Source organism: Microvirga sp. HS2 (assembly GCF_055792805.1).
The window spans coordinates 67,140-81,607 of sequence record NZ_JBVVAJ010000002.1 but is presented as its reverse complement, the minus strand read 5'-3'; the positions used below and the strand labels follow the sequence as shown (position 1 = coordinate 81,607).

The following is a 14,468-nucleotide window of genomic DNA, read 5'->3' as shown; positions in this document are numbered from 1 at the left end:
GCGCGGAGTGATTTGAAAGCCGCCAGCGGTGTGAGGGAGGCCCGCAGCCATGGAAGGGCAGGGGGAGATGGCGCGCTCGCTGAATTGCGTATCGCGTTCCGATCTAGGCCCTCGATCCCTCCCGTATAAGGAGGGAAAATGAAAGGAGGCTGCATCAGTCCCGAACGAGGGCCGGCGTTCCGTCCGAAATCTCCACTGTGCGGTAGAAGCAGGAGCGGCGGCCCGTGTGGCAGCAGCCGCCGTCGCCCGCCACGTTCACCTTGAGCCAGAGGGCGTCCTGATCGCAATCCACCCGCATCTCGACGATTGTCTGGACCTGCCCGCTCGTGGCGCCCTTGTGCCAGAGTTCGCCGCGCGAGCGCGACCAGTACCAGGCCTCGCCGGTTTCAAGGGTTTTGGCGAGCGCCTCTGCGTTCATGTGCGCGACCATCAGCAGCTCTCCGGTCTGCGCATCCGTGGTCACGCAGGTGACGAGCCCGTCCGCGCCGAAGCGCGGCGTGAGGACGGTTCCTTCTTCGAGGTCGGGTTTCGAGCCTGGGGCGGGGAATAAGCCGGTACCGGACGCGCACATGGTAAGGTCTCTGCAGGAGTGAGGAGGAAGCCTCACCCCTTACCTTGCCGCACGAGGGTAAGGAAGCGGACCTGCTCTGCGGGATTTTCCTTGAAGACGCCCGTGAACTGCGTCGTGAGCGTCATGGCGCCGGCCTTCTGCACGCCACGCATGGACATGCACATATGCTCGGCCTCGATCATCACCGCCACGCCGCGCGGCTCGAGGGCATGCACCATGGCGGTCGCGATCTGCGATGTCATGGTCTCCTGGGTCTGGAGACGGCGGGCATAAACCTCCACCAGGCGCGCGAGCTTGGACAGGCCCACCACGCCCTTCGTGGGGTAGTAGGCGATATGCGCCATGCCGTAGAACGGCACCATGTGGTGCTCGCAGTGAGAGTAGAAGGGGATATCGCGCACGAGCACGATGTCGTCGTAGCCTTCGACCTCAGCGAAGATCTTGTTCAGGACGTCCTTGGGGTCGTCGTCGTAGCCCGAATAGAATTCCTTGAATGCTTTGGCGACGCGCTTCGGGGTTTCGAGCAGGCCTTCCCGCTGCGGGTCGTCTCCTGCCCATCGGATCAGGGTGCGAACAGCCGCTTCGGCCTCTTCGCGGGTAGGCCGTTCCTTAGGCTTGTCGGCGGCTGGAATCAGACGCGGGGACAAGGACTTAACCACATCACTCACGTGGAGCCTCTTTCTCACACTAGAACCTCGTGGAAGCGGGGGAGCGCTTCCGGCGTATCCACTTCCGTCTTCCGATCTAAAGCCAACACACAGCCTGTCGCGGAGTTCGGTTATGATCTCTATATAGGCATAGATGGGAGAGCGGAGCACATTCCCATGAGCAACTCAATAGACCAGAATGCTGAACGATATCTATAGCCGCCGTATCCTGGAGCTTGCGGCAAATATTCCACATCTCGGGCGGCTGCCCGAGCCGGACGGGTCCGCAACGGCCCATTCCAGGCTCTGCGGCTCCACCGTGACGGTCGATCTGAGGCTCGATGGCGACATCGTGACGGCCTTCGCCCATGACGTGAAGGCCTGCGCCCTCGGCCAGGCTTCCTCGGCCATCATGGGGCGGCATGTCATCGGCTCGACCGCCGCCGAGCTGCGGCAGGTGCGAGAGGCGGCAACCCGTCTCCTCAAGGCCGGCGGCGAGACGCCGCAGGGTAAGTGGGAGGACCTGAAGGTCCTGGAGCCGCTGCGGGACTACAAGGCCCGCCATGCGTCGATTCTTCTCACCTTCGACGCGGTGGTCGACGCCCTCGACCGGATCGAGGCGCGCCGCTCGCAGGACAGCGAGTGATGCCCAATCCCGTCCAGCGGGCAGCCCATTGGGCGATCCGGGGCTATCAGCTGAGCCTCTCGGGCCTGGTCGGCCGTCAATGCCGGCACCTGCCTTCCTGCTCCGAGTACACCGACGAGGCGATCCAGCGGCACGGCTTCTGGGCCGGAGGCTGGATGGGTTTCGCCCGCATCTGCCGCTGCGGCCCGTTCGGCACCCACGGCATCGACAATGTTCCCGAAACATTGCCCGAAGGCTCCGGCTGGTATAAGCCGTGGGCCTATGGTCGCTGGCGGGGCGTGAACGCGCCGGAAAACCCTTCTGCGATCACCTGCGAGTCAGTCGAACCTGACGGCGACTGATCCCGCCCTGTCCAAGAACCCGTCGGCCCCCGCTTACCTGCTCCGTTGGCAGGAGTGAGCCAGGAGACAATTTTACGATGATCAACCTGACATTCCCCGATGGCGCCCAGCGCCAATATGCCCCCGGCACCACCGGCCGCGAGATCGTGGAGGGCATTGCCAAGTCGCTCGCCAAGCGCACCGTCGCCATGGCTCTCGACGGCACCGTGACGGATCTCGCCGATCCCATCACGAAGGACGCCAAGATCGAATTCCTCAACCGCGAGGATCCCCGCGCGCTGGAGCTGATCCGGCACGATTGCGCGCACGTGCTCGCGGAAGCGGTGCAGGAGCTGTTCCCGGGAACGCAGGTGACCATCGGTCCCGTGATCGAGAACGGCTTCTACTACGATTTCGCCCGCAACGAGCCCTTCACTCCGGAGGACTTCCCGGCGATCGAGGCCAAGATGCGCGAGATCATCGCGCGCGACAAACCCTTCACGAAGGAGGTCTGGAGCCGCGACAAGGCCAAGAAGGTGTTCGCCGAGAAGGGCGAGGCCTACAAGGTCGAGCTCGTGGACGCGATCCCGGAAGGCCAGGATCTCAAGATCTACTTCCAGGGAGACTGGTTCGATCTCTGCCGTGGTCCGCACATGACCTCCACGGGCAAGATCGGCAACGCCTTCAAGCTCATGAAGGTGGCCGGCGCCTATTGGCGCGGCGATTCGAACAACGCGATGCTCACCCGCATCTACGCGACCGCCTGGGCGAGCCAGGAAGACCTCGACACCTATATCCGGCAGCTTGAGGAAGCCGAGAAACGCGACCATCGCCGCCTCGGGCGCGAGATGGACCTGTTCCACTTCCAGGAGGAGGGGCCGGGCGTCGTCTTCTGGCACCCGAAGGGCTGGACGGTGTTCCAGGAGCTGATCTCCTACATGCGCCGCCGCCTGAAGGGCGACTACAAGGAGGTCAACGCGCCGCAGATCCTCGACAAGGCCCTGTGGGAGACCTCCGGGCATTGGGGCTGGTATCGCGAGAACATGTTCGCGACCCAGACAGAGGATGATCGCGTCTTCGCGATCAAGCCGATGAACTGCCCCGGACACGTGCAGATCTTCAAGCACGGCCTGAAGTCCTATCGCGACCTGCCGCTGCGCCTCGCCGAGTTCGGCAACGTACACCGCTACGAGCCCTCGGGCGCTCTGCACGGCCTCATGCGCGTGCGCGGCTTCACGCAGGACGATGCGCACATCTTCTGCACCGAAGATCAGCTCGCCGCCGAATGCCTGAAGATCAACGAGCTGATCCTCTCGACCTACGCCGATTTCGGCTTCGACGAGATCGTCGTGAAGCTCTCGACACGCCCCGAGAAGCGCGTCGGCACCGACGAGATGTGGGACCACGCCGAAGAGGTGATGACCCGCGTCCTGAAGCAGATCGAGGAGCAGTCGGGCGGGCGCATCAAGACCGCCATCAACCCGGGCGAGGGCGCGTTCTACGGTCCGAAGTTCGAATACGTGCTGCGCGACGCCATCGGTCGCGACTGGCAGTGCGGCACCACGCAGGTGGACTTCAACCTGCCGGAGCGGTTCGGCGCGTTCTATGTCGATGCGGACGGCCAGAAGAAGACGCCTGTCATGGTGCATCGCGCGATCTGCGGCTCCATGGAGCGCTTCACCGGTATCCTGATCGAGCACTTCGCCGGTCATTTCCCGCTCTGGCTCGCGCCGGTGCAGGCGGTCGTCGCCACCATCACCTCCGAGGGCGACGATTATGCCATGGAAGTGGTCAGGGCGGCGGAAGCCATGGGCCTGCGGGTGGAGGCCGATCTTCGCAACGAGAAGATCAACTACAAGGTCCGCGAGCATTCGCTGGTGAAGGTGCCGGTACTCCTCGTGGTCGGCAAGAAGGAGGCCGCCGAGCGCACGGTGTCGATCCGCCGTCTCGGCAGCCCCAACCAGCAGACCATGGGGCTGGACGACGCCTTGAGGGCGCTCGCCGTGGAGGCGATCACGCCGGACCGCAGGCGCGCCGCGCAGGCCGTGTCCGAGCCCGACGCCCACGCCACTCTCGATGGTCATCACGTGGTCGCGCGCACGGTGGCCTGAAGTGCTTTGGTGACTCTCCTCCCCCTTGTGGGGAGGAGATGGAGGTGGGGGTGTGGGCGCCAGACCTGAATAGGCTATCGCTCACACCCCCACCCTAACCCTCCCCACAAGGGGGAGGGGATAAGGTTTGTTTCATCTTTCAGGTCGCCTGCCGTTGACGCCCGCTCTTGCGTCCGCCAGGAGCCGTTCCGGCCGTGGTGCCTGCGGTGCCACTACCGGGATTGCCGCTGGCGGCGACGGCGTCGCCGGCCTCCGTGCCGGTCCTGTGCTCGCCCTGGCGCTGGCCGATGCGCAGGTTGTTCTGCACATGCGCGACGCCCGAGACGGATTCGACGATGTCCTCGGCCCAGCGCTTCTCTTTCCGGTCGCGCACGGTGCCGGTGAGGGTGACCTCCCGGTTCTGCACCATGACCTCGATTTCCGATGCATCGACCCGCACGTCGTCGCTGAGGCGCTCGTTCACGTCCTCGCGGATGCGGTCGTCCGAGCGCTGGTAGTTGCGGGGCCCGCGCCCGCGATGATCCTCGCGGCGAACCTCGCCGCGGCTCGCGGTGGCATCGTTGTCGAAGCGGGTATTGCCCGGGCCGACTCCGTAGTTGCTGTGATCCCGGCGCTCATTCACGAGGCTCCAAGTGCGCTCGCGATCCTGCATGAGGCGGTCGTTCTCGCTGCTGTCGTCGCCGGGGCGCGCCCGCTCGCCCGTGATCGTGGAAGCGCCGTAGCGTTTGGGGCGATAGCCGCGACCGGCGGAGCCGCGCCCCGCATATTCGTCGCCGTAGTTCTGATAGCCTTCGCCGCCGAAGCCGCCGCGCATCCGCGCATCGCGCATGCCTTCCTCGCCGGGATAGCCGAAGCTGCCGAAGGCGGCGCGCACATCGTCTTCGTCGCGGTAGCGGAATTCGACGCCGCCGCGCCGCCTGTCGCGCTCCGCATACCGGCGGACGCCTTCATGGTAGTCGTGAGGGCGGTGGCGCCAGTCGTCGTCTTCGCGCCCCAGGCGCTGATCCAGCTCCCGCCGCTCGTCGTTGCTCAGGCGCGGCTGTCCGCCCTGGCGGGTCTGATCGGCGCGGGCCGAGCTCGGCGTGCCCGTGCGGTCGGGTTCGGACGGCGTAGAGATGCGGTGCAGGGCGCGGGAGGCGTCGCCTTCGCTGTCGGTTGCAAGGTCGCCCAGCGCCACGATGCCGACGAGGTGCTTGTCGTGATCGACGACGGGCAGGCGGCGGATCTGATGATCGCTCATCAGTTGCACGATGTGGCCGACATCGTCGTCGTCGAAGCACCACCAGACATTGTCGGACATGACGTCGCGCACGTGGGTCGTATCGGGCGGTAGGCCCGCCGCCGTCGCGCGGACGGTGATGTCCCTGTCCGTGATCATGCCACGCAGGCGGCGCCCGTCGCAGACGGGCAGGACGCCGACATTCATCTCATCCATCAGCCGGGCGGCTTCCTGAATGGTTCGTTCGGGCGAGACCACGCGCACGTTGCGGGTCATGATGTCTGAAATTCTCATGAGCGTCATCCCTCGCAGGGTCGCGCCCCGGCATCGGATCCGAGAAGGAAAACCACGATGCACGGGAGGTGCGGGCGCATGCCCGGCGCGACCGAATTCGTGCCCGGTCAATGCCGCGAGGGTGAAAAAGGTTCAGGGGTTGTCGGTGACGAGAACTTCGATATCCCGGTCGAGACCGCTCTCGACCTTGAAGTCCTTCGTGTAGACCTTGCCCTCGTGGCGGGCGATCAGGACGTATTCTCCTTCCGCCAGGGTGACGGAGGGGAATGCGCCAATGGCCTCGCGGATCACGTCGCCGCCGGGGGTCAGCACGCTGAACGCCGTTCCCGCGAAAGCCTCGCCCCCTTCGGAAGCCACGAGCTTGAGCGTCACGGTGGCGGCGCGGTGATTGAGGGTCGCCTCCGTCACCTTTCCGGCTTCCACCTTCAGGTCGCTGCGCATGATGGCGTTGGCGTCCCCGTAGGTGGACACCACGTGATAGGTGCCCTCGGGCAGGCGGATCACCTCGTCGGACTTGGCATTGGCGATCACCAGGCGGCCTTCGGAGTTCTGCGCCTCCGGCACGTAGACCGAGAAGGTCACGCGGCTGGAAGCGATCGGGGTGTCGCCGACGGCGCCTTTCAGCTTGAGTGCTCCCGCGCTGACGACGAGGCGCTCGTTCAAACTGCCGGCTTGCACGCTGATGTGCTTGGAGGAGCTGGCGAAGCCATAGGCCACGTGCACGATGTAGTTGCCCGGAGCCAGGGTGAAATTCGGCATGGGACTGCTGGAGCGCGCGACGATGCTCGGTTGCGAGGTGTCGCCCCGGTCCTCGAAAACGCGCCAGAGCAGGCCCGAGCGGATCGGCTCGTTGGTTTCGGAAAAGACCGCTCTCGTGCTGACCGCGACCTGCTTGGCCGCGACCGGAGGGGGCAGCCCCTGGGAGAGCGAAGGCACGCCGGGGGCGGGCGGACCAAACGGCTGGGGAGCCGTTCCGAGGGGCCGAGTCAGCGTTTGGGCCGAGGCGACGGAAGCCGTCAGCCCCATCAGGAGGCTCACAAACGAGAGGCGGGAGATCAGGAACGTCATCATCAAAAAGAGTTCAAAAATCCTGCTACCGGACAGGAGCGGCGACTGCGGTCTGGATCGGTGCCTCCTCGGTTTCCACGAGATCGGAAGCCGCCGCAACTAAATTCTCAAGGGAGAGGGGGCGGAAGGAGAATTCGACGCGGTGGGTCCCGGCCGGAACCTCCACGCCACGGAACAGCAGGTTGGCGCGAAGCACCGGGCGGCGCTCTCCGTCGACGCGGGCTTCCCAGCCGGGATAATAGATATCGTGCAGCACGAGCACGCCATGCTCCTGGCTCTCGACCTCGAGCGTCACCGAATTGCGCCGGTAGCTGACGATCTTGACCTTGTCTGCGGGCTTCTCCGCGGTCGGACGAACCGGAGCGTAATGGGCCTTGAGCAGCGGCATGCTCGCATGGTCGATCAGCGCTTCCGTCTCACGGTCGAAGTCGGGCAATTCGTCGGCCCCGACGACCGCTTCCGAATCCACGGCCTGGACATGATGGGCCACATAGGCGCGCCGACCGGTGGTGTTGAGGCGGTAGATCCACATCTTGCCGGTTCCGTAGACCACTTCCGCATCCGCCAGGCGGGGGAAATGGCGAGGCAGCTTCTGGACCGGGCGGTCGAGGACGAGATAGTCGAGCCCGAGCAGGCCCGCGAGCTCGCATTCGTAGCCCCGGAACGATGCGGGGAACTGGCGCAGGTTCGGGTCCTCGGCGTTCTCTCCGGGGCCGATGGCCCGCTCGTAATCGGCGAGACGCAAGGGGTTGTACCCGATGATGTCCTCGATTTCGAGAACCATCGAGGCGTTCTGCCAGGAACCCGCCAGACCGAGAATTTCTACGCGCGGATACTCTCCCTCGCGATGCCGCTCCGCCAGCTCACGCTTAAGGATCTGCAAGCCCTGCAGCTGTTCCGGCGGCAGCTTGGCGAAGACCGTATACCGCTCGGCAGGCTCGGCATTGAGCGCCGAGGCGGCGTGTCGGCTGATCAGTTCGGCGCCTGTCACAAGCACGAGGGCGAACGCGAGGGCTTCCCGCCGATATGGGCTGCCGCTGAGCTTGGCCAGGAGGGCCATGACGAGCGCCGCCGCAAGCAGCCCGCCGCCCGCCTCCATCAGGGAGGAGAGAACGTGACCGCCCTCGATGGAGAAGGCGACGCCGCTGGCGATGGCCGCCATCACCAGGGCGAAGGCCAGGGCCGTGAGCGCGATCCGGGTCTGGCCGAGGGCGGCATCGCTCCAGCTCGGCATGCCCTCGGCCGCATAGCGATGGACGAGGTAACCTGAGGAGAAGGCGAGCGCGATGTTGATGAGGAAGGTGGCGTCAGCCGGACGGCGATAGAGATTCACGCCCGGCAGATGATCGAAGATCACCTCGAAGCCGGGAGTATAGCGGCCGAGCGCGTAGAACAGCGCCACCAGGCCCACGATCAGGAAGAACCGGAACTCCCGGGCGAAAAGCCTGCCGCCGGCGATGCCATGCCAGAGGATGAACAGGGCTGGGATCGTGCCGATGAAGAGATAGTTCGTCGCCCTGTCCGTCCAGGTGCCTTCGGATAGGCTGTGCCAGTCCGGCCCCCAGTAGTCGTAGGTCCAGCGCAGGGAACCGAAAATATTGCCGAACAGGATCGTCGCCAGGCTCTCCGGGGGCAGGGACCCCATGGCCGCAACGCCGAAGCCGAAGGAGGGCCGCGTCGATGTGGCGAGGAACTGCATGGTCAGGATGACCGGAACCGCCAGCAGCGCGCCGCCGATCAGCCCCATGGTGAGCAGGAGGCCGAGGCGCGAGCGCAGGTAAGCGAGACGCCGGGGGGCCGACCAGATGCGATGAACCGCCACGCCGATCAGGGTCAGGGCGCAGAGGAAGGCCACCTGATCGCGGCCGATCACCATCAGGGTGGCCGAGACGGCGAAGAGAATACCGTAGCGGTAGGAATGCCGGTCCAGGGCCTCTTCGAGGAGCCAGAGGGCCAGGGGGAAATAGCCGTAGCTCAGGATTATGCCCGTATGCTGCAGGCGGGCGCTGGCCGAGCCGCCGAGCATGAACACGATGGCAGCCACCACCGCGCCCGACCAATGCCAGCCGCGCCGCCGGAAAAGGGGGATGAAGGCCAGCGCGCCGGGAAGGAAATGGGCGAAGATCACCAAGTCGAACAGTTCCATGGAGGGCTCGGGCACGAGCCATCCGAACAGCAGCATGGTCGGGGTGAACAGAAGCGACTGGGGATCGGCCGCCGAAGGGTGGCCGCCGAAATGGTAGGGGTTCCAGAGGGGCAGCTCGCCGTTGGAGAGCGCGGATCCGAGATAGCGCAGGGTGGGGTAGAACTGGTTTTTGGAATCCCAGGGGACGACGGAGCCGGTCAGGGGCCAGACGGCCGCCGCCAGGGCCCAGACAGCGAGAATGAGGCCGACGGCCAAAAGCGTCTGGCGCCTGGACCATGCCAGGGTCGCTGCGGAAGTGTGAGATCCGAACACGGATGTCTGCATGTGTTTCAAGCGGCGCTGCGCGTCAGTTCCATCCTCAGCAAGCTCTCCGAGCTGCCGCAGGACCAAAACCGGCTTGGCGTATCACCGCACTCCCCCTATACATCCGTTGCCGGTTGTTGACTGTGCAACGGATCGCGTCTTGGAACGCCCGTGCTCTCAACAGCAGCAAGGCGGCGAGACCAAGGCAGGCCTCCACCGTCCGCCCTATTCTTCACGGACATTCGCAAGCATTGTCCCACAATATTCAGCTCGGATGAAGATCCCATGAATGAAAGCCTTTCCCGCCTTTTGAGCCGCCGTTCCGTTCCGCCGCGCTGGCTGGGAGAGCCGGGGCCGAGCGCTGAGGAGATCGAGGCCATGCTCACGGCGGCGGCCCGGGTGCCGGACCACGGCAAGCTGGTGCCCTGGCGCTTCATCCTGATCGAAGGCGAGGCCCGGCAGCGGATGGGCGAGGTTCTCGTGAAAGCCTTCCTGGCCGACCATCCGGACGCGGACCAGGAGAAGGTCGCCGCAGAGCGGGAACGGTTCTCCAACGCGCCGCTCGTGGTCGCGGTGGTGTCCCGGGTCGTCCCTCATGTGAAGATCCCCGAATGGGAACAGGTGCTCTCCGCCGGCGCCGTGTGCATGAACCTTCTGAATGCGGCGACGGCTCTGGGCTATGGCGCCTCGTGGCTGTCGGGCTGGGCCTGCTTCGACCGCCGGGTGCTCGATGCGCTGGGCTTGGGCCCCACGGAGCGCATGGCCGGATATGTCCATATCGGCACGGCCAAGGAAAAACCCACGGATCGGGATCGCCCGAACCTCACCGATATCGTGACCCGGTTCTAAGCGCATGTACTACGAAACCGCCAGCAACGCCCACGGCCTGCCGCACGATCCCTTCAAGGCCATCGTCGCGCCCCGTCCCGTCGGCTGGATCACGGCGATGAGCGAGAAGGGTGAGGTGAACCTCTCGCCCTATTCGTTCTTCAACGCGGTTTCCGAACGCCCGCCGATGGTCATGTTCTCGTCGGCGGGAAGGAAGGATGCGCTGACCTTCATCGAGGAGACGCAGGAGTTCGTCTGCAATCTCGCTGCTTACGACCTGCGCGAGCAGGTGAACGCGACCTCGAAGGTTCTGCCGCGCGGCGAAAGCGAGCTGGACTTTGCGGGGCTGACTGCCGCGCCCTCCCGCCTCGTGAGGCCTCCGCGCGTGGCCGAGGCTCCGGCGGCCCTCGAATGCAAGTGGCTGCAGACCGTGCCGCTGGCGCCGCTCGGAGGCGGAGAGCCGTCCTACTTCATGGTGATCGGCCAGGTGGTCGGGGTCTATGTCGATGACCGCTACATCGTGGACGGATTTGTCGATACGGCGGCCATGCGCCCTATCACCCGGGCCGGATATCGCGACTATTTCGCCGCGACGCCGGAGACGAAGTTCTCGATGACGCGGCCGGGCGGTTAGAGCTTCCCGGCCCGCCTCAACAGCCGCTCTGCGCGCAAAAGGTGCGGGCGGTCGAGCATCTCGCCGTTGACCCCCACCACGCCCGCGCCCGGATGGGCTTTGAAGGCGTCGATCACGGCCTGCGCACGCGCGATCGCCTCCGGCGACGGCGTGAAGGCTTCGTTGATGACAGGGACTTGCGCCGGATGGATCGCCATCTTGGCCACGAAACCGTCGCGGCGCGCTGCCCGGCATTCCCCGGCCAGGCCTTCCATGTCGCGGAAATTGGTGAAGACGGAATCGATGGCGTCGACGCCTGCGGCGGCCGCGCCGAAAAGGGTCAGCGAACGGGCGAGTCGGTAGGGGTCGGTGTAGCGGCCGCTCTCATCGCGATTGGTTTCCGCGCCGAGATCGGCGGAGAGATCCTCGCCGCCCCAGGTCAGCCCCATGAGACGATGGCTCGCGCCGCCGAACGTGCCGAGCGCGAAGACGCCCGCGGCGTTTTCCGTGGCGATGGCAAGGATGCGGGTGACGCCGTCGCCCAAGCCGAACTCGGCCTCGCGTACGGCGAGCTTCGCGCCGAGATGCGCCACGTCGGAGCCGCCGACGGCCTTCGGCAGGACGATCCCGTCGGGCGCAGCCTTCATGACTCCATCGAGATCGGCGTCGATCAGGCCGGTGGTGAGCCCGTTCACGCGCACGTAGAGGCGAGGACGCTCGGCGTCGGAACGATGCTCCGAAACGAACTCGGCCGTGACGCGCCGTGCCTCCTCTTTCGCGTTCAGATCGACGGAATCCTCCAGGTCGATCAGAAGAGCATCGGCGCTCGATAGGAGGGCTTTTCCGAGCTTCTTGTGGCTGTCGCCGGGAACGAAGAGAAGCGAGCGCATCAGGCGCTCCTTTTCCGCATGAAGGCCTGGCGGCGGCATTCGGCCACGAGGGTGCCGTCCTGCTTGTAGGCGCGGTGGATGAACTCGACGATGCCTGCGTTCGGGCGCGATTTCGACTCGCGCTTGGCTGCGATCTCCGTCGTCGCGCTGACGGTATCGCCCTCGAAGAGAGGAGCGGGAAACTTCACGTCCGTCATGCCCAGATTGGCAATCGTCGTGCCCACGGTCGTGTCGTTGACGGAGATGCCGATCATCAATCCGAGCGTGAACAGGGAGTTCATGAGCGGCTGTCCCCATTCCGTTTCCGTCGCGCAGAAATGCGCGTCGATGTGGAGCGGCTGCGGGTTCAGCGTCATGTTGGAGAACAGCATGTTGTCCATCTGCGTCACCGTTCTCGTCAGCCGGTGCCTGATGACGGCGCCCACCTCGAAATCCTCGAAATAGAGGCCGCCGCGTGGATGCCTGTTCTCATCGTTCATGATGCTGTCCTCCTTGGGCCGGAAAGAGCATTTCGATCATGCCTCTTCGAAATCAATAACCGAACTGCTCCCGCAGGATGCGCTCGTCCAGGCTGTGCCCGGGGTCGTGCAGCATCACGAGGTCGACGCTCCGGTCCATGGAAACATGAACGCGGGAAACGTTGCGGAATTCGGTGTGGTCGGCCACGGCGCTCACCGGGCGGTTTGCGGCTTCCAGAACCTCGATCTCGATCTTGGCGTAATCCGGCAGCAGCGCGCCGCGCCAGCGGCGGGGACGGAATGCGGAAATCGGAGTCAGGGCGAGGAGAGGAGAGTTCAGCGGCAGGATCGGCCCGTCGACGGAGAGATTGTAGGCTGTCGATCCGGCGGGCGTGGCGACGAGAATGCCGTCGGCGATCAGCTCGGTGATGCGGACGCGGTTGTCGATGCTCACGCGGAGCTTGGCGGCCTGATAGGTCTGGCGCAGCATCGACACTTCGTTGATGGCGCGGGCCGTGTGCGCCACGCCGTGCACGTCCCAGGTGACCATGAGAAGCGGGTGCACGACGCTGCGCTCGGCACTCTCCAGGCGCTCGAACAGGTCGTCCTCCCGAAACTCGTTCATCAGGAAGCCGACGGTGCCCTTGTTCATGCCGTAGATGGGCTTGGACGTGCCCATGGTGGCATGGAGCGTCTGCAGCATCAGCCCGTCGCCGCCCAGCGCCACGATGACGTCCGCCTCCTCAGGGGCGACGCTCTCATACGCGCTGGTCAGGGTCTTGAGCGCGCTCTGCGCGTCAGGGGCAGCGCTGGCCACGAATGCAATCTTGTTGAAACGACGGGCCATGCCCAGATACCCTCGCTGCTCGTGAAAAGGGCTACGAGGCACAGGCATAACATGGAACGCCCACTTCTCGTCTATACGACCTTTCCGGATGTGGACACCGGGCTCGCGATCGGGGAAAGCCTCGTGCGCGACGGCCTGATCGCCTGCATCAACGTGCTGCCGGGAATGCGCTCGGTCTATGCCTGGAAGGGCGCCATCGAGCGGGGAGAGGAGGCCGTGGGCATTCTCAAGACCCGCATCGGCCTCCGGGATCAGGTCCACGAGGCCCTGAAGGACCGGCATCCCTACGAGACGCCGGTCATCTTCTTCATCGAACCCGCGGGCGCCGATGCGGCCACCCTGGACTGGCTGGTCGCCGAGACGGCGGGCGGATAGAGCCGCCTGCGTGATGGGTCAGACCGCCGGGCTCCACTGGACCGGCACGAAGCGATAGCCGCTGCCGTCCTTGGCGATATAACCGGTCGACGGGAAGGGAGCATGGTAGAACGCAACCTGCGCCCGCTCGGTGGCCGCCATGTCGAGCATGCGGCGGCGGGTGGCGCGGGCCTGATCGGCATCCATGTCGAAGATCGCGGACCAGTCCGGATGGCGCACGAACAGGGCCGGGTGATTCGTGACGTCCGACATGATCATCAGCTTGCCGGAGCCCGACGAGAGGATATAGGCCGTGTGGCCCGGCGTATGGCCGGGAGCGGCGATGCTCGTGAGCCCGGGCACGATCTCCTTGTCCATTCCGTAGCGCTTGACGTCTTTCTCGATGGGGCCGAGCACCCGGCGCACATTCTGGAAGGCGCCCTTCATGCCTTCCGGGGCCTGGTTCATGCGGGAATCGTCCATCCAGAAGGCCCATTCCGCCTCGGGCACCATCACCTCTGCGTTGGGGAACACAGCCGTGCCGTCCTTCAGGCGCAGGCCGTTGATGTGATCGCCGTGGAAATGGCTGATCACCACCGCGTCGACCTGCGAGAGTTCGAAGCCCGCGGCGCGGAAATTCTCCATCCACCGGCCGGAGGTCGGCGCACCCATGTCGCCGTTGCCCGTGTCGATCAGGGTCAGCCGCCCGTTCCGGTTCAGGACGAGGGTGTTGAAGGTGATCGGCAGAGCATCGTTCGGCAGAAAGGCCTCCTGCATGGCGGCCTGGACGTCCTTGATCTCCGCATTCCTGACGAAACCCTCGAGCGGACGTTGCGCAAAGCCGTCATTGACGGCTGTCACTTCGACGTCGCCCACCTTGTAGCGATAAAAGCCGGGGGCCTGGCGCGGGCCCGTGGTGGTAGGGGAGGGAGAGGTGCTGGGCGTGGCGGTATTGGTCTGGGCCAAGGCGATGGATCCTCCGATGGGAGCGGCGGCAAGGGCGGTTCCGGCCAGGATGGTACGGCGTGTGACGATCATGAAGCGGGTCCTCTCGACAGCGACGCCATGAGCGTAGAACGGCCAAGGTTCCGGACAAGAGAACGGTTCTTCACAACTAGGCGAGCAGGGAACGGTTCCTCGAGGGCGGGCCGGG

The 14,468-nt window shown here is 65.3% G+C and carries 15 protein-coding genes; 6 read left to right on the top strand and 9 right to left on the bottom strand.

Annotated features, from left to right (window positions below; all coding sequences use genetic code 11):
* Positions 1-154: 154 nt before the first annotated feature.
* On the bottom strand, positions 155-571 hold the full coding sequence (hisI, locus tag ACS5Q0_RS02790) for a phosphoribosyl-AMP cyclohydrolase (protein WP_473125076.1): 417 nt from the start codon (positions 569-571) through the stop codon (positions 155-157).
* A 32-nt stretch (positions 572-603) separates the two neighbouring features.
* Positions 604-1,239, bottom strand: a complete 636-nt coding sequence (gene folE / locus ACS5Q0_RS02785) for a GTP cyclohydrolase I FolE (protein WP_473125075.1) — start codon at positions 1,237-1,239, stop codon at positions 604-606.
* A 178-nt stretch (positions 1,240-1,417) separates the two neighbouring features.
* On the opposite strand from folE, the gene ACS5Q0_RS02780 reads away from it, so the two are divergent.
* From ACS5Q0_RS02780 to thrS, 3 genes are all read left to right on the top strand, one after another.
* Complete coding sequence (locus ACS5Q0_RS02780) at positions 1,418-1,864, top strand: iron-sulfur cluster assembly scaffold protein (RefSeq protein ID WP_473125074.1); 447 nt, start codon at positions 1,418-1,420, stop codon at positions 1,862-1,864.
* The gene (gene yidD / locus ACS5Q0_RS02775; RefSeq protein ID WP_473125073.1) at positions 1,864-2,205 is read left to right on the top strand and encodes a membrane protein insertion efficiency factor YidD; all 342 of its coding nucleotides are present in this window, start codon (positions 1,864-1,866) and stop codon (positions 2,203-2,205) included. The genes ACS5Q0_RS02780 and yidD overlap by 1 nt, the downstream gene beginning before the upstream one ends.
* A 77-nt stretch (positions 2,206-2,282) precedes the next feature.
* Positions 2,283-4,295, top strand: coding sequence for a threonine--tRNA ligase (gene thrS, locus ACS5Q0_RS02770; protein WP_473125072.1), 2,013 nt, complete (start codon positions 2,283-2,285; stop codon positions 4,293-4,295).
* A gap of 139 nt (positions 4,296-4,434) precedes the next feature.
* On the opposite strand, the gene ACS5Q0_RS02765 is transcribed toward thrS, so the two are convergent.
* The 3 genes from ACS5Q0_RS02765 to ACS5Q0_RS02755 form a co-directional block, all read right to left on the bottom strand.
* The gene (locus ACS5Q0_RS02765; RefSeq protein WP_473125071.1) at positions 4,435-5,808 is read right to left on the bottom strand and encodes a CBS domain-containing protein; all 1,374 of its coding nucleotides are present in this window, start codon (positions 5,806-5,808) and stop codon (positions 4,435-4,437) included.
* A 132-nt stretch (positions 5,809-5,940) separates the two neighbouring features.
* Complete coding sequence (locus ACS5Q0_RS02760) at positions 5,941-6,834, bottom strand: hypothetical protein (RefSeq protein ID WP_473125272.1); 894 nt, start codon at positions 6,832-6,834, stop codon at positions 5,941-5,943.
* Positions 6,835-6,901: 67 nt separating this feature from the next.
* Positions 6,902-9,334, bottom strand: coding sequence for a YfhO family protein (locus ACS5Q0_RS02755; protein ID WP_473125070.1), 2,433 nt, complete (start codon positions 9,332-9,334; stop codon positions 6,902-6,904).
* Positions 9,335-9,610: 276 nt separating this feature from the next.
* On the opposite strand from ACS5Q0_RS02755, the gene ACS5Q0_RS02750 reads away from it, so the two are divergent.
* Together ACS5Q0_RS02750 and ACS5Q0_RS02745 are read left to right on the top strand one after the other, a co-directional pair.
* A complete protein-coding gene (locus ACS5Q0_RS02750) occupies positions 9,611-10,174 on the top strand; it encodes a nitroreductase family protein (RefSeq protein ID WP_473125069.1) in 564 nt (187 codons plus the stop codon).
* A gap of 4 nt (positions 10,175-10,178) precedes the next feature.
* Entirely contained in the window at positions 10,179-10,787 is a 609-nt protein-coding gene (locus ACS5Q0_RS02745; protein ID WP_473125068.1) for a flavin reductase family protein, read from the top strand.
* Here the strand turns inward: ACS5Q0_RS02745 and ACS5Q0_RS02740 are convergent.
* From ACS5Q0_RS02740 to ACS5Q0_RS02730, 3 genes are read right to left on the bottom strand one after another with little or no spacing between them, the layout of a single operon-like run.
* Positions 10,784-11,656, bottom strand: a complete 873-nt coding sequence (locus tag ACS5Q0_RS02740) for an HpcH/HpaI aldolase/citrate lyase family protein (protein WP_473125067.1) — start codon at positions 11,654-11,656, stop codon at positions 10,784-10,786. The genes ACS5Q0_RS02745 and ACS5Q0_RS02740 overlap by 4 nt on opposite strands.
* Entirely contained in the window at positions 11,656-12,135 is a 480-nt protein-coding gene (locus ACS5Q0_RS02735) for a MaoC family dehydratase (protein WP_473125066.1), read from the bottom strand. The genes ACS5Q0_RS02740 and ACS5Q0_RS02735 overlap by 1 nt, the downstream gene beginning before the upstream one ends.
* A gap of 52 nt (positions 12,136-12,187) precedes the next feature.
* Entirely contained in the window at positions 12,188-12,961 is a 774-nt protein-coding gene (locus ACS5Q0_RS02730) for an NAD kinase (RefSeq protein ID WP_473125065.1), read from the bottom strand.
* Positions 12,962-13,012: 51 nt separating this feature from the next.
* Between ACS5Q0_RS02730 and cutA the strand changes: the two genes are divergently transcribed.
* Positions 13,013-13,336: a divalent-cation tolerance protein CutA gene (cutA, locus tag ACS5Q0_RS02725; RefSeq protein ID WP_473125064.1), complete on the top strand. Its 324-nt coding sequence runs from the start codon at positions 13,013-13,015 to the stop codon at positions 13,334-13,336.
* A gap of 18 nt (positions 13,337-13,354) precedes the next feature.
* Here the strand turns inward: cutA and ACS5Q0_RS02720 are convergent, their stop codons facing one another.
* A complete protein-coding gene (locus tag ACS5Q0_RS02720) occupies positions 13,355-14,353 on the bottom strand; it encodes an MBL fold metallo-hydrolase (RefSeq protein ID WP_473125063.1) in 999 nt (332 codons plus the stop codon).
* Between the last annotated feature and the right edge of the window lie 115 nt (positions 14,354-14,468).